Source organism: Cellulosimicrobium sp. E-16 (assembly GCF_049913115.1).
GTDB lineage: Bacteria > Actinomycetota > Actinomycetes > Actinomycetales > Cellulomonadaceae > Cellulosimicrobium.
In genome coordinates, this window is the sequence record NZ_CP183974.1 from 1,665,788 (window position 1) to 1,687,206 (window position 21,419).

Here is a 21,419-nt window from a genome sequence, read left to right on the forward strand (position 1 = left end):
GGGCGTACCGCCGGATTCCTACGGTCGGGACCGTGGAAAACCCTCGGGGCGTGACGAGCAGGATGCCGTTCCGCGCGCTCCTCGTCCTGCCCGCCGGGGTCGCGCTGCTCACCGGGCTCGCGACCGGCCTGGCCCTGCTCGGGCTCCCGTCGCCGGTCCCGGCCGGGCGGGTCCAGGACGCGCACGGCCTGCTCATGGTGCTCGGGTTCGTCGGCACGCTCGTCACGCTCGAGCGTGCGGTCGCGGTGCGGCGCCCGGTCGCCTACCTCGCGCCCGCCGCGCTCGGCCTCGGCGCGCTCGCGCTCCTCTCGCCCGCACCCCGCCCGGTCGGGGAGGCGTTGCTCGTCGCGGGGACGCTCGGGCTCGTGGCGATCTACGTCGCGCTCTGGCGGCGGCAGCCCGCCGTCGCGACGGCGGTCCAGGCCGCAGGTGCCGTACTTGCCGTCGGGGGTGCCGCGCTCTGGGCCGCGGGCGTCGCGGTGCCCGACCTGCTGCCGTGGCTCGTCGGGTTCGTCGCCTGGACCGTGCTCGGCGAGCGCGTCGAGCTCGCACGGCTCGAGATCGACGCCCGGACCGAACGCACCGTCCTCGCCGGAGCGCTGGTCTACGTCGCCGCCGCGAGCCTCGCCCTGCTCGCGCCCGCACCCGGGTACGCGCTCGCCGGCGCGGCGCTCGCGGCGTCGGCCGTGGTCCTGCTGCGGCGCGACGTCGCGCGTCGCACGGTCCGCGCGTCCGGGCTGCCGCGCTTCGCCGCCGCAGCGATGCTCGCGGGGTACGCCTGGCTCGTCCTCGCGGGCGCAGCCTGGGTGTTCCTCGCTGCCGGCGCCGGTCCGTCCGGCCTCGGCCCCGGGGTGACGCTGCGGTCCGGGACGACGTACGACGCCGTCGTGCACGCCGTGTTCCTCGGGTTCGGGCTGTCGATGATCATGGCGCACGCACCGCTGATCCTCCCGGCCGTCCTGCGCCGTCCGCTCCCGTACCGCGCCGCGATGTGGGCGCCGCTCGCGCTGCTGCACGTGTCGCTCGCCGTCCGGGTCGTCGGCGACCTCGCGGGCGACGGGCCCGCCGCGGTCATGGCCGTCCGCGTCGGCGGCGCGGGGAACGTCCTTGCCGTCCTCGGGTTCGTCGGGGTCGCGGTCTGGTCGGCGCTCCGAGGGGTCGAGCCAGCCGCTCGGCCCACCCCGGCGCGCGCATCAGTGGACCAGGGGTCTGCTTCGCGTGACCAGGGTTCTTCCTCGGCCGACCAGGGTTCTACCTCGGCAGCCGCCGCAGTCCCGATCGTCTCCGGAAGGTGACCGTGCCCGCCTCGCCCGAGCGACCCTCGCTCCTGTCCGCCCGACCTTCCGGTCCGCTGCCCGGGACGCAGAAGGTCGGGGTGACCGGCCGGAACCTGTGGCTCCACGCCCTCGTCCTCGGCTGGTTCGTCGCGGAGGCGGTGCTCGTCGTCGTGCACCGGTTCGTGCCCGAGGCCGTGTGGCTCATGGTCCACGTCCTCATGCTCGGCGCCGTGAGCACGGCCATCCTCGTGTGGAGCCAGCACTTCGCCGACACGATGCTGCGCCGACAGGCACCGGGCGGCCGCCCGCTGCACGTCGCGCGGCTCGCCGCGCACACGGTCGGTGCGCTGCTCGTCGTCGCGGGGCTGCTGACCGACGTCTGGTCCCTCGTGGTCGCGGGCGGGGTGCTCGTGGGCGCAGGGGCGGTGACGCACGCGACCGTGCTCGTGCTCCAGGGGCGCGGCGCGCTGCCGTCGCGCTTCGGCCGGCTCGTCCGCTACTACGTGGTCGCCGCAGCGTGCCTGCCGGTCGGCGTGACGCTCGGCGTCCTCATGGCCCGCGGGGGCGCAGGGACGGAGGCGTATGGCCGTCTCTACGTGGCGCACGTGACGCTCAACGTCCTCGGGTGGGTCGGCCTCACGGTGCTCGGCACGCTCGTGCTCCTGTGGCCGACCGTGCTGCGCACGCGCATCGAGCCCGACGCCGACGTCGCGGCCCGCCGCGCGCTGCCGGTCCTCACCGCCGGGATCCTGCTCGTCGTCGCGGCGTGCGCGGTCGGCTGGCGACCTCTCGTCGCCGCGGGGGTGGCCGTCGTGCTCGGCGGTGTCGTGCTGGTGGGGCGGCACCTCGCGGCGCAGGGGCGGGCCGCGCAGCGCGGCGCCTGGGGGTTCGCCGCGTGGAGCCTCGCCGCGTCCGTCGTGTGGTTCGCCGGGAGCGTGGCTGCGTTCGGGATCCAGGTCGCCGCGGCGCCGTCGTGGGCCGCGGCGCAGGACGCGATCGGCGGGCTGCTGCTCCCGTTCGTCGTCGGGTTCGCCGCGCAGGTGCTCCTCGGCGCGCTCACCTACCTCGTCCCCGTCGTGCTCGGCGGCGGTCCGGCGCGACGCCGCCGCACCGAGGCCGTCGTCGGGGCGGGTGGCGCGTACCGCGTGCTCGTCGCGAACGGCGGCCTCGCGCTGTACCTTCTCCCGCTGCCGTCGTGGGTGCGGGTCGGCCTGTCGCTCGTCGTCTTCGCGACCTTCCTCGCCTTCCTCGTGCTGGCGCTGCGCGCCGTGGTGGTCACTCGGGGCGACAGGGCCACCCGGGGCGCCAGGGTCTCGCGGGGCGACGCGGTCTCGGGGGGCGACGCGTCCGAGCCGGCGGCCGCGCCGTCCTCGGCCCCACCGCCCGTCCCAGGCGCCGCGAGCCGCACGACGGGCGCTCCGCCGTCGGGCACGCGCGGCAGCGACGCCGCCCGTGCCGTCGCCGCCCGCCGGGACGCGCAGGCGCGCCGGCCCCTTGCGGGCGCGGTGACGGCCGCCGTCGCGACGCTGGCGCTCGCGGTCGTGGGCGGCGTCGCGGCCGACCCGGTGGCGGCGGGCGTCGGGTCGGGCGTCGTGCAGGGTGGCGCCGTCGCCGCCGGGACCGGAGGGGCCGACATGCCGGTCGCGGCGACCGGCCGCACGACGACCGTGCAGGTCGAGGCCGCCGACATGCGGTTCGTCCCGGACACGATCACCGTGCCCGCGGGCGACCGGCTCGTCGTCGAGCTCACCAACACCGACGACGACGTGCACGACCTCGTCCTCGAGGACGGCACGACGTCGGGCCGCGTCGCACCGGGGGAGACCGCCACGGTCGACGTCGGCGTCGTGAGCGGTCCGCTCGACGGCTGGTGCTCCGTCGCCGGGCACCGGCTCATGGGCATGACGCTCGCCATCGACGTCGAGGGCGCCGGGAGCACCGGCGGATCGGACGGTCCCGGCGGGGCGCTCGCGGCGGACGGCGACGGCACCGACCCGCACCACGGGCACACGAGCGCGGGCTCGGGCGAGGAGGACTCGCTGGCCGCGTCCGACGTCGACCTCATGACGCACCCGGGCGACGGGTTCACCGCGCGCGACGCGACCCTCGCACCGGCCGAGATCGATCCCGCGGGCGAGCCCGTCGTGCACCGGCGCACTCTCACCGTGACGGAGACGGTGCAGGAGGTGGCGCCCGGCGTCGAGCAGACCGTGTGGACGTTCGGCGGGACGGCGCCCGGCCCGGTGCTGCGGGGGAAGGTCGGCGACGTCTTCGAGATCACCCTCGTCAACGACGGGACGATCGGGCACTCGATCGACTTCCACGCCGGTGCGCTCGCGCCCGACGAGCCGATGCGGACCATCGCCCCGGGGGAGTCGCTCACCTACCGCTTCACGGCGACCCGGGCGGGGATCTGGATGTACCACTGCTCGACCATGCCCATGTCGCTGCACATCGCGAACGGCATGTTCGGCGCGGTGGTCGTCGACCCGCCGGACCTCGCCCCCGTCGACCGCGAGTACGTCGTCGTGCAGTCCGAGCTCTACCTCGGCGCGCAGGGCGCGTCGGCGGACGACGCGAAGGTCGCGGCCGCCGAGCCCGACCTGCTCGCGTTCAACGGCTACGCGAACCAGTACCGCTACGACCCGCTCGAGGCCCGCGTCGGCGAGCGCGTCCGCATGTGGGTGCTCGACGCCGGCCCGAACCGCCCGAGCGCGTTCCACGTCGTCGGTGGCCAGTTCGACACGGTCTACCACGAGGGCGCGTACTCGCTCCCGGCCGGCACGGCGGGCGGCAGCCAGGTGCTCAGCCTCCTGCCCGCGCAGGGCGGGTTCGTCGAGCTCGCGTTCCCCGAGGCCGGGACCTACCCGTTCGTCACGCACGCCATGTCCGACGCCGAGCGCGGCGCGTCGGGCGCGTTCGCCGTGACGCCCTGACCGGTCCCGCCCTCCGGCGCGGTCGTCCACGCCGGCGGGCCCCGAACCCAGCACCCCACCCGGCGCTCGCGCCACGACCAGGAGGACCACCATGGCAGCAGAACCGATCGAGATCACGGAGCCCCCGCGCCACGAGGCCGTGCACGGGGAAGGGCCCGAGGAGGGGCACACCTGCGGGTGCGCGCACGACGACGCCGAGATCGTCCTCGACGTCCGCACGATCCCGCACGCGGTGCGTCACGGCGTCGTCTTCGGGGCGCTCGAGGCGCTCGCGCCCGGGGACGGGCTCGTGCTCGTCGCGCCGCACGACCCGCTCCCGCTGCTCGCACAGCTCGAGGGGCGCGAGCCCGGCGCGTTCGACCGCGAGTACCTGTCGCGCGAGGCGACCGAGGTGAGCCTCCGCCTCACGCGGCGGCCGGTGCCCGCGCAGGGCTGAGAACCCCCGGGCCGGCTCGACCGGCCCGGGACGGCACGACGCCCGGCGGCACGGGGATGGCCGCCGGGCGTCGTCGTGCGCTCACGGGATCGAGCGATGCGTCTTCGCCCGAGCGCTGCGTGACGGGACGCCGCACCCGGGCGCGGATGCATCGCTCGGGCGAGGACGCTCCTCGTCTAGGGGGCCGTCGGGGGTTCCCAGCCGCGGCGCGGGGCGCGCGACGTCGTCGCGACGGCGCGGCGCCGGTAGACGACGTACGGCCGCGTGAGGTAGCCGAGCGGCGCGGAGAACACGTGCACGAGGCGGGTGAACGGCCACAGCGCGAACAACGCCAGGCCGCACAGGACGTGGAGCTGGAACGCGAGCGGGACGTCGGCCATGAGCGACGGGTCCGGCTGGAACGTGAGCAGCGACCGGAACCACGGCGAGATCGAACCGCGGTAGTCGTACCCGCCGCCGAAGATCTGGTGCTGCACCGTGGCGAGCGTGCCGAACCCGATCGCGGCGCCCAGCACGACGTACATGAGCTTGTCCGTGCGCGTGGTCACGCGGAACACGGCGCCAGAGAGCCTCCGGCGCAGGACGAGGATCACGAGCCCGACGACCGTGAGGACGGCCGCGAACGTCCCGGCGATCGTCGCGACGAGGTGGTAGGCGTGCTCGTCGACGCCGACGGCCTCGAGCCACGGGCGGGGCACGAGGATGCCCACGACGTGGCCGCCGATGACCATGAGGATGCCGACGTGGAAGAGCGGCGAGCCGAGGCGCAGCCAGCGGCTCTCGTAGAGCTGCGACGAGCGCGTGGTCCAGCCGAACTGGTCGTAGCGGTACCGCCACACGTGGCCGACGACGAACACGGCCGCCACGGCGTACGGGACGGCGACCCACAGCAGGACGTCGAGCGGGCTCATCGTCGGGTCTCCTCGGTCAGGCTCGGGATCGTGGCGAACGGCGTGAGGTGGGACAGGTCGCTCAGGCCGACGAGCTCGGTGGGCGGCCCCGCGGCCACGAGGTCGCGGAAGCGCGCGGCGGTCTCCGACTGCAGCGCGGGCAGCGTCGCGACGAGCGCGGCGACGACGTGCGCGTACGGGCTGCGGACGGTCTCGAGCGCGGCGCGCAGGACCTCGATGCCGTCGCGGTGCGCGTCGAGCACCATGCCGGCGATCTCGCCGTCGGTCCGTGCGGAGAGCTCGAGCACCGTGGGCAGGTGGTCGGGCAGCTCCGATCCGTCGGTCTCCCAGCCGGCCGCGCGGAACGCCTCGACGAACGTGACGAGCGCGGCGCCCCGCTTCCGGGTGTCCCCGGCCGCGTAGTACGACAGGTAGAGCGAGCACCGGCGCTTGAGGTCGAACGTCGCGACGTAGGCGGCCTGGAGCTCGCGGAGTGGCACGGACGCCGTGGCGTCGAGGAACGCGCGCAGGGGCCGACGCACGTCGGCGGGCAGACCCGCGACGACGTCCTCGACGTCCGCCCGGTGCGCGGCGGTCTCCACGGTGGGGTAGTCGAGCAGGAGCGAGATCACGGTGTGCGCGGCGCGGCGCTCGTCCGGCAGGGGGCCGGGCGACGCCCCGCTCGTCGAGGACGCCGGCCGGGACCGGGCCGCGCGCCTCATGCCGCACCCCCCGCGGGATCGGGGCGGCCCGTGGGTCGCGACGGTGGGAACAGCCCGCCCGGGGTCCCGTCGCCGTCCCAGTTGAGCAGGTTGACACGGCCCGACGTGGACGGCGTGTACGGGCTCGTGGCGCGCTCCTGCGCGCCGACCGCGTGGAACGACTCGCCCGTCGTCGGCCCCGCGCCGCCCATGCCGGGGCCGCCGTCGTAGTCGAGGGAGCAGGAGAGCTCGTCGAGCTCGCGGGCGATCTCGGTGTGGGCGGTGGGGATGACGTAGCGGTCTTCGTACTTGGCGATGGCCAGGAGGCGGTACATGTCCTGGATCTGTTGCCCGGTCATGCCGACGGCGGCCGCGGTCTGTTCGTTTGCGGGCTGGTCGAGGTTGAGGTCGCGCATGTAGGAGCGCATGGCGGCCAGGCGGCGCAGGACCTTCTCGACGGGTGCGGTGTCCCCGGCGGTGAACAGTCCGGCGAGGTACTCGAGCGGGATGCGCAGCTGGGAGATGGCGGCGAACAGGGTGCGTCCGTCCTCGCCGTCGTTGCCGGAGGCGGCCACGACGTCCACGACGGGGGACAGGGGTGGGATGTACCAGACCATGGGCAGGGTGCGGTACTCCGGGTGCAGCGGCAGGGCGACCTCGTAGCGGGTGATGAGGTCCCAGATGGGGGAGCGTTGGGCGGCGGTGATCCAGTCCTCGGGGATGCCCTCGGCGCGGGCGGCGGCGATGACCTGAGGGTCGTGGGGGTCGAGGAAGACGGCGCGTTGGGAGGCCAGGAGGTCGTGCTCGTCCTGGACGGCGGCGGCTTGGGTGACCTTGTCCGCGTCGTACAGGACGAGGCCGAGGTAGCGCAGGCGTCCGACGCAGGTCTCGGAGCACACGGTGGGTAGGCCGACCTCGATGCGGGGGTAGCACAGGGTGCACTTCTCGGCCTTGCCGGTCTTGTGGTTGAAGTAGACCTTCTTGTAGGGGCAGCCGGTGACGCACATGCGCCACCCCCTGCACTGGTCCTGGTCCACCAGGACGATGCCGTCCTCGGCCCGCTTGTACATGGCCCCCGAGGGGCAGGACGCGACGCAGGCGGGGTTGAGGCAGTGCTCGCAGATGCGGGGCAGGTAGAACATGAAGGTCTTGTCGAGCTCGGTCGCGACGTGCTCGGACATGTGTTGCAGGATCGGGTCCTGGTCCATGGTGGCGGTGGACCCGGCGAGGTCGTCGTCCCAGTTCGCCGACCAGGAGATGTTGATGTCCTTGCCCGTGAGCAGCGACTTCGGCCTGGCGACTGGGGTGTGCGCTCCTTGGGGGGCCGAGAGCAGCATGTCGTACTCGTACGTCCACGGTTCGTAGTAGTCGTGGATGGAGGGCAGCACGGGGTTGGAGAAGATCGTGGCGAGCTTCTTCAGCCGCCCCCCGGCGCGGAGCTTGAGCTTGCCCTTCTTGGTGCGCACCCACCCGCCCTGCCAGCGGTCCTGGTCCTGGTAGGTGCGGGGGTACCCCAGGCCGGGGCGGGTCTCGACGTTGTTGAACCACACGTACTCGACCCCGGTGCGGTTGGTCCAGGCCTGCTTGCACGTGACCGAGCACGTGTGACACCCGATGCACTTGTCCAGGTTCATCACCATCGACATCTGCGCCATGACCTTCATCAGTAGGTCACCTCCTGAGAACGACGACGGATCACCGTGACCTCGTCACGCTGGTTGCCCGTCGGGCCGATGTAGTTGAAGCCGTACGAGAGCTGCGCGTAGCCGCCGATGAGGTGGGTGGGCTTGAGCAGCACGCGCGTCAGGGAGTTGTGGATGCCACCTCGCAGACCGGACGTCTCCGACCGCGGCACGTCCACGGTCCGGTCCTTGGCGTGGTACATGAAGACCGTGCCCTCGGGCATGCGGTGCGAGACGACGGCCCGTGCGACCACGACCCCGTTGCGGTTGTAGGACTCGATCCAGTCGTTGTCCGCGACGCCGATCTTCTCCGCGTCCTGCGGGCTCATCCAGATCGTGGGGCCGCCGCGCGAGAGCGACAGCATGAAGAGGTTGTCCTGGTACTCGGAGTGGATCGACCACTTCGAGTGCGGGGTTAGGTAGCGCACGGCGACCTCCGCGTAGCCCTCGGACCCCTGCGCCCCCGTGGGGGACGTGTCGCCGACGCGCGAGTCGCCGAACAGGCGGTGCATGTCGAGCGGCGGCCGGTAGACCGGGAGCTGCTCGCCGAGCTCGGTCATCCAGTCGTGGTCGAGGAGGAAGTGCTGACGGCCGGTGAGCGTGTGCCACGGCTTGAGCCGCTCGACGTTGATGACGAAGGCGCTGTAGCGCCGCCCGCCGTGCTCGGAGCCGGACCACTCGGGAGAGGTGATGACCGCCGTCGGGCGCGACTGCACGTCCGGGAACGTGATGCGCTTGCCCTGCTCGTCCCGCGCGAGGTCGGCCAGGCGCTGTCCCGTACGACGCTCCAGGTCCTCGAACCCCTGCACCGCGAGCCGCCCGTTCGTCGTCCCCGACAGCGCGAGGATCATCTCGCACACGTGGGTGTCCCGGTCCAGGCGCGGACGTCCCGCCGTCGGTCCGCCGGCGACGACGCCGTTCGCGACGGCGAGCCGCTCGACCTCCGGCGTCGGGTCGAACGCGACGCCCTTGGTGACCATGCCCATCTTCTGGGTGAGCGGGCCCAGGGCGGCGAGCCGGTCGGCGAACGCCGGGTAGTCGCGCTCGACGACGACGAGCTTGGACATGGTCACCCCGGGCACGAGCTCGCCCTGCGGCAGGACCTCGCCGTGGGGCGTGGCCATGGCGTCCGGGGTGTCGTGCGCGAGGGGGACGGCGACGACGTCCTTGCGCACGCCCAGGTGCGTCACCGACAGCTCGGAGATGCGCCGGGCGATCGTGTGGAAGATGTCGAAGTCCGTGCGTGTCTGCCACGGGGGACTGATCGCCGGGTTGAACGAGTGCACGAACGGGTGCATGTCCGTCGAGGACAGGTCGTGCTTCTCGTACCAGGTCGCGGCCGGCAGCACGACGTCGGAGAACAGCGTCGTCGACGTCATCCGGAAGTCGGCGGTGACGAGCAGGTCGAGCTTCCCCCGGGGCGCCTCGTCGTGCCACGCGATGTCCCGCGGGCGGCGGTCCGGCCCGGACTCGGGCGCGCGCACCGCGGCGTCGGTCCCCAGCAGGTGCTTGAGGAAGTACTCGTTGCCCTTGCCCGACGACCCGAGCAGGTTCGCGCGCCAGACGGTGAGGACGCGCGGGAAGTTCGCCGGGTCGTCGGGGTCGGCGCACGCGTAGTCGAGCTCGCCCGAGGAGAGCTGGTCGACGACGTGGCGCACCGGGTCCGTGCCCGCGGCCTCCGCCTCGTCCACCAGGTCGAGAGGGTTGCGGTCGAACGTCGGGTAGCTCGGCGTCCAGCCGCGACGGACGGACTCCACCAGCGTGTCCGCCGTCGTGCGGCCCGAGAACGTCCCGGTGGCGAGCGAGGACGCGAGCGCGTCCGCGGGCAGGCCGTCGTAACGCCACTGGTCCGTCGCGAGGTACCAGAACGCCGTGCTGATCATGAGACGCGGAGGGCGGACCCAGTCGAGCGCGTTGGCGTACTGCTGGAAGCCCGTGATCGGGCGGACCTTCTCCTGCCCCACGTAGTGCGCCCAGCCGCCGCCGTTCACGCCCTGGCAGCCGGTCATGGTCACGAGCGCGAGGAACGTGCGGTAGATCGTGTCGGAGTGGAACCAGTGGTTGGTGCCTGCGCCCATGATGATCATCGACCGGCCGCCCGAGTCGAGCGCGTTCTGCGCGAACTCCCGCCCGATGCGCGCCGCCGCGGCGGCGGGCACGCCGGTGATCTCCTCCTGCCACGCCGGGGTGCCCGGCGTCGCGGGGTCGTCGTAGCCCGTCGGCCACGTGCCCGGCAGGCCGAGGTCGGGGCGGTCCACGCCGTACTGCGCGAGCAGCAGGTCGTAGACCGTCGTCACGAGGTGCTCGCCCACGCGGTGCGTCGGCACGCCGCGCCGCACCGAGCCCGCGCCGCCCTGGTGCTCGGCGCCCTCCTCAGGGGCGAGGTCGAACCGGGGAAGGTCGACGGCGACCGGTGCGTCCGACGTACCGCCCGTCAGGTCCGCGACCGACAGCGCGGGCTCGACGCCCTCGAGGTCGAGGTTCCAGCGCCCCGGGTCGCCGTAGCGGTGACCGAGCGACCCGTTGGGGACGACGACGTCGCCCTCGCGGGACAGGATCACCGTCTTCGACGCCGCGTTCGCGGCGCCGGCCTGGTCGGCGGCGGTCGTCCCGGCGAGCCGGTCCGCCGTGAGGAACCGCCCGGGTACGTAGGCGTCGCCGCGCCGCTCGAGCGTCACGAGGTACGGCGCGTCCGTGAACCGGGCCATGTAGTCGAGGAACCGCGGGGCACGGTCGCGGACGTGGAACTCGGAGAGGATGACGTGACCCATGGCCTGGGCGAGGGCGCCGTCCGTGCCGGGGTGCGGCGCGAGCCACTCGTCGGCGAACTTGGTGTTGTCCGCGTAGTCGGGCGACACGGTCACGACCTTCTGGCCGCGGTACCGCGCCTCCGCCATGAAGTGGGCGTCCGGTGTGCGGGTGACCGGGACGTTGGAGCCCCACATGATGCAGTAGGTGGAGTTCCACCAGTCGGCGGACTCGGGGACGTCGGTCTGGTCGCCGAAGACCTGGGGGGAGGCGACCGGGAGGTCGGCGTACCAGTCGTAGAACGACAGCATCGTGCCGCCGAGCATCTGGACGAACCGGGCGCCGACGCCGTGGGAGACCATCGACATGGCGGGGATGGGGGAGAAGCCGGCGACGCGGTCGGGGCCGTAGGTCTTGATGGTGTGGACGTGGGCGGCGGCGACGATCTCGGCGGCCTCGTCCCAGGTGGCGCGCACGAGGCCGCCCTTGCCGCGTGCGGACTTGTAGGCGCGGGCCGCGTCGGGGTCGGAGGTGAGCATCTCCCACGCGAGCACCGGGTCGCCTCCGACCGTGCTCTTCGCACGCCGGTACAGGTCGAGCAGGGTGCCGCGGACGTAGGGGTAGCGCACGCGGGTGGGGGAGTAGGTGTACCAGGAGAACGCGGCGCCGCGGGGGCAGCCGCGGGGTTCGTACTCGGGGGAGTCGGGGCCGACGGAGGGGTAGTCGGTCTGCTGGGTCTCCCAGGTGATGATGCCGTCCTTGACGTAGACCTTCCAGGAGCAGGACCCGGTGCAGTTCACGCCGTGGGTGGAGCGCACGACCTTGTCGTGGGACCAGCGGTCGCGGTAGAACACGTCGCCCTGGCGTCCGCCGGTCAGGAACACCTGCCGCAGGTCGTCCGACACCTGCCCGCGTCGCAGGCGGCTGCCCAGGCGCAGCAGGGCGTCGGCCGGGTCACGGGGGGTGCGCTCGTCGAGTGGGGGCACGACAGCTCCTCGGGTTCTCTGGGGCGGGGACGGCGGACGCGTCGCCGGACGTTCCCGGTCGGGGTCAGGAGGGGTTCGGGGCGCCCGGCCGGGCGTAGTAGTGCCACGTGAGCCACGTGCACAGGGCGAAGAACACGGCGCACCCGATGAAGAACGAGCGCGCGGGGACGAGCGACAGGCCGATGCCGACGAGGAACGGGCCGAACGCGGCGATCGAGGCGGTCCAGCCGATGACCCCGCCCGCCTGGCGGCGCGGGAAGATCATCGGCATCTGCTTGAAGGTCCCGGCGTTGCCGATGCCGGCGAAGGTGAACACCGCGAGCATCCCCGCGAGGAACCAGCCGAACTGCCCGACGTCGTGCGGGTCGAGGAAGAACAGCGAGAACACGGTCGAGACGGTCATGCCGATCCCGGCCACGAGGGTCCAGATCGCGCCGCCGAACCGGTCGCACAGCGGCCCGAACCCGGCGCGCGCGGCCGAGCCGAGCAGCGGGCCGAGGAACGCGTAGCGCAGCGGGTCGGGCGCGTTCGCGAACCCGCCGTACTGCGCGACGATGAGCAGCCCGAGCTGCGCCGCGAAACCGCTGAACGCCCCGAAGGTCATGAGGTAGATCGCCGTCATGATCCACGTGTGCTTGTTGCCGAAGATGTCGAGCTGCTCGCGGAGGTTCGCGCTCACCGGGACGCGGCGCAGGTAGAGGCCGGCGAGCACCGCCCCGAGCACGGTCCACGGCACGAGCACGAGCCCCGCGTTGTGCAGCCACAGGTGGCTGCCGGTCGCCGTCTGCTGGGGCGTGAGGACCGCCGTGCCCAGGAGACCGAAGCCGACGACCCACGGCGTGAGGAACTGGATGAGGCTCACGCCGAAGTTGCCGATCCCAGCCTGGAGACCGAGCGCCGTCCCCGCCATGCGTTTGGGGAAGAAGTAGCTCGTCGACGGCATGAACCCGGAGAACGCGCCGCCGCCGATCCCCGCCGCGACCGCGAGCAGCAGGAGCACCGAGTACGGCGTGCTCGCGTCGCGGACGGCGAACGTCCAGCCGAGCATCGGCAGGAGGACGAGCGTCGCCGTGCCGCCCACGAGCGTACGGGTGCCGACGACGGGCGGCAGGAACATGTAGACCATGCGGAACAGCCCGCCGGCGAGCCCCGGGACGGCCGTGAGCCAGTAGAGCTGCGCCGTCGTGAGGTCGAAGCCGACGTCGTTGAGGCGGGGCGCGACCGCGCTCACGAGGTACCACGCGCAGAACGCGAGCGTGAGGTTGTACGTCGTGATCCACAGCGTGCGCCACGCGAACCGGCGGTCCCAGCGGGACTCGTCCTCGGGGTCCCACGTCGACAGGTCCACGGTCGACGGCGTGCGTACCGCCCGTAGCAGCGAGGGGGGCCTGATGGTGGCTGGGGCGGTCATGTCGTGCTCCCGACGTCGCAGGTCACGACCACCGTCGTCGTGACGCCGGGTCCGTACCCGGTGCGCCGTCAGCATGGCCCGACGGCCGGGAGCCGCGGCGGGCCGCGGACCGTGAAAAATCAGCCCGCGCGCGAGAGCTGCAGCACGCAGTGGTGCGGCTCGACGAACGGGAGCAGCGCCTCCGCCCGGACCGGGCCGCCGACGCCCGCGAGCACGCCCTGGACGAGGCCGAGGTGGACCGCGCAGACCACGTCCTCGCGGTCCGCGGCGAGGGTGAGGAAAGGGCACCGGTAGAGGTGGAACCGCAGCCGGTCCTCCTCGAGCTCGGGGTCGAGACCGAGCTGGTGCAGGTGGTCGTCGAGCGCGGCGAGCTGGTTCTCGGGCGTGGGCTCGGGTGCGTCCTGGCCCGAGGCGCGGAGCACGTCGACGAGCCGCCGTCCCGCCGCGCGCGCCGTCCCGGCGAGGTCGTCGCCCGCGCCCTGCGCGGCGTGGTGCCCGGGCTCGTGGTGCCCGAGCACCGCGCGGGTCAGCGCCGCCCGGACGAGGGACTCGCCGAGGCGCCGCGACGCGCCGTCGTCCCGGGGAGGGTCCTCGCCCGCGATGGCCTCGTAGAGGATGCGCGGGCGCCCTCGCGTCGTGCGGACCTCCGGGGCGCTGCGCACGAACCCCGCGTCCGCGAGCCGCTGGAGGTGCTCGCGCGTGGCGCTCGGGCAGAGCGCGGCCTCGCGCGAGAGGTCGGCGACCGTCATCGGGCCGCGCTCCTGGAGTGCGTGGAGCAGGGTCAGCCGGCTCGACGACGCGAGCGCGCGGTACGTGGTCGACGTGTCCTCGGGCACGTCGCCATCGTGCCCCGGCCCGGCGTCGTCGGACCGGTCCCGGGACGGGCCCGACGCGGATCGGTGACGAAGGTCCCGCGTGCGCGGGCCGTCAGGCCCCGGGGGTGCTCTGGTCGAGCGTCGCGCGCAGGGTCGGCCACGCGTCCGCGAACGCGGGCAGCAGCTCGAGGCCCGCGACGTCGTCGACCGGGACCCACCGGACCTCGACGCTCTCGGCGTCGGTCGCGTGCGCCTCGACCCTCGCGCCGTCCGCGACCTCGGCGAGGACGGTCGTGTAGCGCCACGGGCCGTGGTCGAGCACGCGCTCGCCCACGACGCGCACGTGCGCCGGGTCGATGCCCGCCTCCTCCTGGGCCTCGCGCAGGGCTCCCTGGGCGGGCGTCTCGTCCGGTCCGACGGCGCCGCCCGGCACTCCCCACGTCCCGCCCTGGTCGGACCACGGGGCGCGGTGCTGGAGCACGACGTCGGTCAGCCGGCCCGCGCCGTCGCGCCGCCCGAGCAGCAGCCCGGCCGCACCGAACAGCCCCCAGTGCCGCCTGCCGCACTCGCACTCCACCCAGCCGTCGCCCGGCTGCAGGTGGCGGGGGAGCCGCGGGGGCGGCTCGCCGGGGTCGCGAGGGGTGGTGGGGATGGTCACGGGGCCATGCTGCCAGGCCCGGGCGACGCTCGGCGCCGCGCCTCACGCGGCCGACCGGGAAAGGTTGCTCGGGTTGACGGTACGGCGGCGTACGCTGGTCCGCTTGTGAGCAGGCTCGGAGAGATCGTCGCGCCCCGGCGCATGGGCACCGGCTTCCGCTGGTTGCTGTCGTCGTCGTGGACCAGCAACGTCGGCGACGGGATCGCCCTGGCGGCAGCGCCCCTGCTCGTCGCGTCCCAGACCGACTCCGCGTTCCTCGTCGCGCTCGCGGCGCTGCTGCAGCAGCTGCCCTGGCTCCTGTTCGGCCTCTGGGCCGGGGCGCTGGCCGACCGCCTCGACCGGCGCGTCGTCGTCATGGTCGCGAACGCGCTGCGGGCGCTCGTCGTCGTCGCCCTGTGCGTGGTGATCGCGACCGGGCACGTGAGCATCGGCGTCGTGCTCGCCGTGACGTTCCTCTACGGGGTCGCCGAGGTGTTCGCCGACTCCGCGTCCCAGACCTTGCTGCCGATGCTCGTCGAGCCGCGCGACCTCGGCACCGGGAACGCGCGCCTCCAGGCGGGTTTCCTCACGGCGAACCAGCTCCTCGGGCCACCTGTCGGGGCCTTCCTCTTCGCGCTCGGGACGGTCTGGCCCTTCGTGGTCCAGGTCGTGTGCGTGGCGCTCGCCGTGGTGCTGGTGGGACGGATCGCGACCACGCCGGGAGGGGTCCGCGAGACGCAGACGCACGTGCGCCAGGACATCGCCGAGGGTGTGCGGTGGATCCTCGGGAACGCGCCGGTCCGCACGCTCGCCCTCGTCATCCTCGCCTTCAACGTCACCTGGGCGGCACCGTGGGGCGTCCTCGTCAAGTACGCGCTGGACCACCTCGACATGGGCGAGGTCGGTTTCGGCCTCCTCACGACGGCCTCGGCCGTCGGGGGAGTGATCGGCATCGCGTCGTTCGGGTGGCTCGAGCGCCACCTGCGGCTCGCGACGATCATGCGCGTGTGCCTCTCGCTCGAGGTCCTCATGCACCTCGCGCTCGCGCTCACCACGACCGGCTGGGTCGCGCTCGCGATCATGGTCGTGTTCGGGGCGTACGCGTTCGTGTGGGGCACCGTGTCCAACACGATCCGCCAGCGCGCCGTACCGACCGAGTTCCAGGGTCGCGTCGGCTCGGTGTACCTGGTCTGCGTGTTCGGCGGCAGCGTCGTCGGGCAGGCGCTGGGCGGCATCCTCGCCCAGGCGTGGGGGATCACCGCGCCGTTCTGGTTCGCGTTCGTCGGCGCGGGCGTCACGCTCGCGCTCGTGTGGCGCCAGCTCGGGCACATCGCGCACGTGGGCGAGGTGCCCGCGGCCGACTGACCGTCAGCCGTCGGCGAATTCCGTGGACCGTGTGGGTGGCGGCCGTCAGGATGTGCGGGTGAGCCATACGCCGTACGAGAACACCGACGCCCCCACCGCCGACGTCTCCGACGGCGCGGCGCCCGACGCTCCCGTCGACGACACGCTCGCCAAGCCCCGGTGGCGGCGCGACACCGCGATCTTCCTCTCCGGGCAGACGGTCTCCCTCTTCGGCTCGATGCTCGTGCAGTACGCCGTCATGTGGCACCTGACGATCGAGACGAAGTCCGGTGCCGTGCTCGCGCTGAGCACGCTCTTCGGGTTCCTGCCGCAGGCCGTCGTCTCGATCTTCGGCGGTGTGTGGGCGGACCGCGTGAACCGCAAGGCGCTCGTCATCGCCGCCGACGGCACGATCGCCGTGACGACCCTCGCGCTCGCGCTGCTCATGCTCGGCGGCGCGGACGACCTCTGGCTCATCTACGGGGCGCTCGCGATCCGCTCCACGGGCGCCGGCATCCAGACCCCCGCCGTCGCGGCGCTCCTCCCGCAGATCGTCCCGACCAGCAAGCTGCTCCGCGTCAACGGGATCAACCAGTCGATCCAGTCCGCGATGATGCTCCTCGCGCCGGCGGTCGCCGCGGCCGTGTACGCCAGCACGTCCATCGTCTCCGTGTTCTTCATCGACGTCGTCACGGCCGTGATCGGGATCGGCCTCCTGCTGCTCGTCCCTGTCCCGACGCTCGCGCACGCCGCCGCGGGGGAGCGGGCCGGGTACTTCGACGACCTCGTCGAGGGCTTCCGCTACCTCGGCTCCCACCCGTTCGTGCGCTGGGTCCTCGGCCTCTACGCCGTGGTCTTCCTGCTCATCGTCGCGCCGTCGTACCTCACCCCGCTCATGGTCGCGCGGACCTTCGGCGAGGAGGTCTGGAAGCTCACCGTGAACGAGGTCGCCTTCTCCGTCGGCATGCTGCTCGGCGGCGTGCTCCTCGCGACCTGGGGCGGGCTCAAGAACCGCATCGCCATGATCGTCGGCTCGACGTTCGTGTTCGGCGTCCTGTCCGTCGCGATGGGCCTCTCCACGAACATGTGGGTCTTCTTCGTCTTCATGTTCCTGCTCGGCCTGTCCGTCCCGCCGTTCTCGACGACCTCCATGACCGTCCTCCAGGAGACCGTCGAGCCCGAGCGCCAGGGCCGCGTCTTCGGCTTCGTCGGCATCGTCATGGCCGTCTCGATGCCGCTCGGCATGGTGGTGTTCGGCCCGCTCGCCGACCGCTTCACCGTCGAGTCGCTCCTCGTCGTCTCCGGGATCCTCATGTTCCTCGTCATCACCGTCGCCGTCGTCCTGCCGTCGGGCCGGCGCGCCATCCGCGCCGCCGCCCAGCACGGATAGCACTCACCTCGTCCGCGGTGAGCCAGGTCTACGCCCGCGCGGTCGGGTCGGGGTCTACGGCCCGCGTGGTCGCGTCCGCGGTGGGGTCGGACCGTGTGCTCGGACTGGCGCACCGTCACCCTGGTCTGTCAGGCGGGAGTTCTGGGAGTGCGCCTCTGACGTCCTTCGCACACGGTCCGACCCCACCGCTCGTCCTGCCCGTCGCCGCACGACCCCGACCCAGGTAGGGCGGTCCCGTCCGGTCCAGGCGGGGCCGGCGTGTACCAGTGCCGGACGCCTCGCCGTCGTACGCGGGGCGGCCGGAAGCCTCACGGCGAGTGCGAGCACAGGCTCGTCGGAAGAACCACGAGCGTGTTGCGCCGACAGCGCGGCACCCCGGCCACCCGACCCGACCACGCGGGTCGTGAAAACTGGCCCAGCCCGGCGCCCCGACCACGCGGGTCATGCACCGGGCTCGACGGTGGCGCGGCGGGTCAGTCGACGATCTCGCAGATGGCCGTGCCGGAGCTGACGCTCGCGCCCGCGGTGGCGGAGAGGGAGCGGACGGTGCCGGCGCGGTGGGCGAGGAGGGGCTGCTCCATCTTCATGGCCTCGAGCACGACGACGAGGTCGCCCTCGGCGACCTGGGTGCCGTCGGCGACGGCGACCTTGACGATCGTGCCCTGCATGGGGGAGGCGAGCGTGGTGCCGGAGGCGCCGCCGTTGGCCTTCGCGGCGCTGCGGCGAGCGGGTCGGCGGGCGGCGTTGGCGGTGCGGGCGCGGCCCGCGGCCATGCCGAGGCCCGCCGGGAGGACGACCTCGAGGCGCTTGCCGCCGACCTCGACGACGACGCGCTCGGTCGCCAGGGGCTCGTCGTCCTCGTCGGCGGAGGCGGCCGGGGCGGGCGCGAGCGCGGCGAGCTGGTCGGCGAACTCGGTCTCGATCCAGCGGGTGTGCACCCGGAACGGCTCGTCGTCCGTGGGGACGAACGCCTCGGCGTCGAGCACGGCGCGGTGGAACGGCACGACGGTCGGGATGCCCTCCACCTCGAGCTCGCGCAGCGCACGGCGGGCTCGCTGGACGGCCTGCTCGCGCGTGGCGCCCGTGACGATGACCTTCGCGATCATGGAGTCGAACGCGCCGGAGATCGTGTCGCCCTCGGCGACGCCGGAGTCGACGCGCACGCCGGGGCCGGACGGGAAGCGCAGGCGCGTGATGCGCCCGGGGGCGGGGAGGAAGTTCGCGGCGGGGTCCTCGCCGTTGATGCGGAACTCGATCGAGTGGCCGCGCACCTGCGTCGACGTGTAGCCGAGCGGCTCGCCGGCCGCGATGCGCAGCTGCTCGCGGACGAGGTCGATGCCGGTGACCTCCTCGGACACGGGGTGCTCGACCTGGAGGCGCGTGTTGACCTCGAGGAAGGAGATGGTCCCGTCGGCGCCGACGAGGAACTCGCACGTGCCCGCGCCGACGTAGCCGGCCTCGCGCAGGATCGCCTCGGACGCCTTGTAGAGCTCGGCCTCCTGGGCGGGGCTGAGGTAGGGCGCGGGGGCCTCCTCGACGAGCTTCTGGTGGCGGCGCTGGAGGGAGCAGTCGCGCGTGGACACGACGACGACGGTGCCGTGCTCGTCCGCGAGGCACTGGGTCTCCACGTGGCGGGGCGTGTCGAGGTAGCGCTCGACGAAGCACTCTCCGCGCCCGAACGCGGCGGTGGCCTCGCGGACCGCGGACTCGAAGAGCTCGTCGATCTCGTCGGCCGTGCGCGCGACCTTGAGGCCGCGCCCGCCGCCGCCGAACGCCGCCTTGATCGCGACGGGCAGGCCGTGCTCGGCGGCGAAGGCGTGCACCTCGCTCGCGTCGGCGACCGGGTCGGGCGTGCCGGGCACGAGCGGGGCGCCGGCGCGCTGCGCGATGTGGCGCGCGCTCACCTTGTCGCCGAGGGCGTCGATCGCGGCGGGCGGGGGGCCGATCCAGACGAGGCCGGCGTCGAGCACGGCCTGGGCGAACTCCGCGTTCTCGGCGAGGAAGCCGTACCCGGGGTGCACCGCGTCCGCGCCGGAGCGGCGCGCGACGTCGAGCAGCTTCGCGATGTCGAGGTACGTCTCGGCCGCCCGGGCACCACCGAGCGCGAACGCCTCGTCGGCGAGGTGCACGTGCGGCGCCTGCCGGTCGGGGTCGGCGTAGACCGCGACGGACGCGATGCCGGCGTCGGCGCAGGCACGGACGATCCGGACGGCGATCTCGCCACGGTTGGCGACGAGGACCTTGCTCAGGGGGCGGGTGGGGTTCGCGGGCACGGCTCACGGTAACGCGTGCGCGCCGCGCCGATCACGCTCCCGGGCCGGGTACCGGACAAGATTGGAGAAGATGCCAAGGCGCATGCGGGGCGGTTGGAGGAAACCTCCATAGCGGCGCGCTCCTGGGCCTCGCCCGGCGCGTGGGGTTGTCCGGCACCCACAACGAGCGCAGACGACGGAGGACGGTCGCGTCGGGTCAGGCGCGCAGCTCGTGCCAGGCGACCCCGGCCTCGCGGAGCAGCGAGCGCAGCAGCGGGAGGCTGATCCCGACGACGCCGTGGTGATCGCCCTCGATGCGCTCGACGTAGGGGCCGCCGAGGCCGTCGACCGTGAACGCGCCCGCGACGTGCAGCGGCTCGCCCGTCGCGACGTACGCGTCGATCTCGGCGTCGGTGAGGTCGGCGAAGTGCACGGTCGTCGAGCTCGTGGCCCCCGTCGCGGTCCCCGTCCCACCGTCCGTCTCCGGTCGCAGGTCGACGAGCCAGTGGCCGGTGTGCAGGACACCGGCCCGGCCGCGCATCGCGCGCCAGCGCGCGCGGGCGTCGTCGGCGTCGGCGGGCTTGCCGAGCACCTCGCCGTCGAGCTCGAGCATCGAGTCGCAGCCGACGAGCAGCGTGGGGTCGTCGATACGCGCGCCGGTCCCGTCCTCGGCGAGGGCGCGCACGATCTCCTCGGCCTTCGCGCGGGCGAGGACGAGCACCGCGTCCACCGGGTCGAGGCCGCCTCGCTCCGCGGCGGCCGCCCGCAGGACCGCGTCCTCGTCGACCCCGGAGACGCGGACGAGGGGTTCGACGCCGGCCGCGCGCAGCGTCGCGAGGCGGGCGGGGGAGCGGGAGGCGAGCACGAGTCGGAGCACCCGCGCAGACTACCCGCCGAGGCCTGACGCACCGGAGCGCCGGGACGCGACGCGTCCGCTACGCGACGAGGAGCGCGGCGACGACGAGGACGACCGGCGAGCCGAGCGTGGTGACGAGGATCGTGTCGCGCGCGAGGATCTCGCCTCTCCCGAACCGCGCTGCGTAGTTGTAGACGTTCTGGGCGGTGGGCAGCGCGGCGAGCGTGACGGCGGAGGCGACCGCGGCGTCGTCGAGCCCGAGGACGAGCCGGGCGACGACGAACGCGACGACGGGCATGACGAGGAGCTTCGCCGCGCTCGCCACCCCGACCGCCGCGCGCGGCTCGCCGCGGCGCAGCGGCCTCGTGCCGTGCAGCGACATGCCGAACGCGAGCAGGATCATGGGGATCGCCGCGCCGCCGAGGATCTCGAGCGGCGCCATGACGGCCACGGGCGGCGTCCAGCCGGCCAGCGAGACGGCGGCCCCCGCGAACGACCCGAGGATGATCGGGTTGCGCACGGGCTGGGCGAGCACGAAGCGCCAGGACAGCCGCCCGCTCGTCGTCGCGTCGAGGACGAGCAGGGTCACGGGCGCGAGCACGAGGAGCTGGAGGAGGATCACCGGCACGACCGCGGTCGCGTCGCCGAGCACGTACACCGCGACGGGCAGGCCGATGTTGTTCGCGTTGACGTAGCCGGAGCCGACGGCCCCGATGGTCGCCTCGGGCGCGGGGAGCCGCAGCCACAGCCTGTCGACGAGCACGAACACGCCCGCGGTGACGACGGCGGCCGTCGCCGCGACGGCGAGCGGCGCCTGGACGAGCGCGCCGACGTCGGCCCGCGCGAGGACGGTGAACAGCAGCGCGGGGCTCGCGACGAAGAACCCGACGCGGTTGAGCGCCGTCCTGGCGTCGGGGCCCCCGATGCCGAGCCGCGCGGTGACGTACCCGGCCGCGACGACCACGGCGATGATGGCGAAACCGGTGAGGACGGCGCCCACGCGTCAGGTCCCCGAGGCGGGACCGACGCCGGTCGGCCCGGGCCGGCGCGAGGCCGTC

Annotated in this window: 15 protein-coding genes; 5 read left to right on the plus strand and 10 right to left on the minus strand. The window is 73.7% G+C overall.

All coding sequences use genetic code 11. The features are described 5' to 3' along the window. Positions 1–50 precede the first annotated feature (50 nt). From ACN9MS_RS07275 to ACN9MS_RS07285, 3 genes are all read left to right on the plus strand, one after another. Complete coding sequence (locus tag ACN9MS_RS07275; protein ID WP_426311333.1) at positions 51–1,295, plus strand: hypothetical protein; 1,245 nt, start codon at positions 51–53, stop codon at positions 1,293–1,295. Further along, positions 1,292–4,213 carry a multicopper oxidase domain-containing protein gene (locus ACN9MS_RS07280; RefSeq protein WP_426311334.1) on the plus strand — a complete coding sequence of 974 codons (2,922 nt, stop codon included), beginning with the start codon at positions 1,292–1,294 and terminating at the stop codon, positions 4,211–4,213. The genes ACN9MS_RS07275 and ACN9MS_RS07280 overlap by 4 nt, the downstream gene beginning before the upstream one ends. A 91-nt stretch (positions 4,214–4,304) precedes the next feature. Beyond that, positions 4,305–4,649: a DUF2249 domain-containing protein gene (locus ACN9MS_RS07285; RefSeq protein ID WP_426311335.1), complete on the plus strand. Its 345-nt coding sequence runs from the start codon at positions 4,305–4,307 to the stop codon at positions 4,647–4,649. Positions 4,650–4,825: 176 nt separating this feature from the next. On the opposite strand, the gene narI is transcribed toward ACN9MS_RS07285, so the two are convergent. The 7 genes from narI to ACN9MS_RS07320 all read right to left on the minus strand — a co-directional run bounded on the left by narI (position 4,826) and on the right by ACN9MS_RS07320 (position 14,534). Then, entirely contained in the window at positions 4,826–5,560 is a 735-nt protein-coding gene (narI, locus tag ACN9MS_RS07290) for a respiratory nitrate reductase subunit gamma (RefSeq protein ID WP_426311336.1), read from the minus strand. Next, the gene (gene narJ, locus ACN9MS_RS07295) at positions 5,557–6,261 is read right to left on the minus strand and encodes a nitrate reductase molybdenum cofactor assembly chaperone (RefSeq protein WP_426311337.1); all 705 of its coding nucleotides are present in this window, start codon (positions 6,259–6,261) and stop codon (positions 5,557–5,559) included. Before narJ ends, narI begins: the two co-directional genes overlap by 4 nt. Next, complete coding sequence (gene narH / locus ACN9MS_RS07300) at positions 6,258–7,904, minus strand: nitrate reductase subunit beta (protein ID WP_426311338.1); 1,647 nt, start codon at positions 7,902–7,904, stop codon at positions 6,258–6,260. Before narH ends, narJ begins: the two co-directional genes overlap by 4 nt. Beyond that, positions 7,904–11,656, minus strand: coding sequence for a nitrate reductase subunit alpha (locus ACN9MS_RS07305; protein WP_426311339.1), 3,753 nt, complete (start codon positions 11,654–11,656; stop codon positions 7,904–7,906). The genes narH and ACN9MS_RS07305 overlap by 1 nt, the downstream gene beginning before the upstream one ends. A gap of 64 nt (positions 11,657–11,720) precedes the next feature. Further along, positions 11,721–13,004, minus strand: a complete 1,284-nt coding sequence (locus ACN9MS_RS07310; RefSeq protein WP_426311340.1) for an MFS transporter — start codon at positions 13,002–13,004, stop codon at positions 11,721–11,723. Between the two features lie 182 nt (positions 13,005–13,186). After that, positions 13,187–13,903 carry a helix-turn-helix transcriptional regulator gene (locus ACN9MS_RS07315; protein ID WP_426311341.1) on the minus strand — a complete coding sequence of 239 codons (717 nt, stop codon included), beginning with the start codon at positions 13,901–13,903 and terminating at the stop codon, positions 13,187–13,189. 91 nt (positions 13,904–13,994) lie between these two features. Further along, positions 13,995–14,534 (minus strand): NUDIX hydrolase, encoded by a 540-nt coding sequence (locus tag ACN9MS_RS07320; RefSeq protein ID WP_313664157.1) that lies wholly within the window; start codon positions 14,532–14,534, stop codon positions 13,995–13,997. Positions 14,535–14,681: 147 nt separating this feature from the next. On the opposite strand from ACN9MS_RS07320, the gene ACN9MS_RS07325 reads away from it, so the two are divergent. Next, positions 14,682–15,884, plus strand: coding sequence for an MFS transporter (locus tag ACN9MS_RS07325; protein ID WP_426311854.1), 1,203 nt, complete (start codon positions 14,682–14,684; stop codon positions 15,882–15,884). Positions 15,885–15,942: 58 nt separating this feature from the next. Continuing rightward, complete coding sequence (locus tag ACN9MS_RS07330; RefSeq protein ID WP_426311342.1) at positions 15,943–17,253, plus strand: MFS transporter; 1,311 nt, start codon at positions 15,943–15,945, stop codon at positions 17,251–17,253. Between the two features lie 473 nt (positions 17,254–17,726). Here the strand turns inward: ACN9MS_RS07330 and ACN9MS_RS07335 are convergent, their stop codons facing one another. From ACN9MS_RS07335 to ACN9MS_RS07345, 3 genes are all read right to left on the minus strand, one after another. Then, on the minus strand, positions 17,727–19,526 hold the full coding sequence (locus ACN9MS_RS07335; RefSeq protein WP_426311343.1) for an acetyl/propionyl/methylcrotonyl-CoA carboxylase subunit alpha: 1,800 nt from the start codon (positions 19,524–19,526) through the stop codon (positions 17,727–17,729). 196 nt (positions 19,527–19,722) lie between these two features. Beyond that, positions 19,723–20,382: a Maf family protein gene (locus tag ACN9MS_RS07340; protein ID WP_426311344.1), complete on the minus strand. Its 660-nt coding sequence runs from the start codon at positions 20,380–20,382 to the stop codon at positions 19,723–19,725. Positions 20,383–20,440: 58 nt separating this feature from the next. After that, complete coding sequence (locus tag ACN9MS_RS07345) at positions 20,441–21,361, minus strand: AEC family transporter (protein WP_426311345.1); 921 nt, start codon at positions 21,359–21,361, stop codon at positions 20,441–20,443. Positions 21,362–21,419 lie beyond the last annotated feature (58 nt).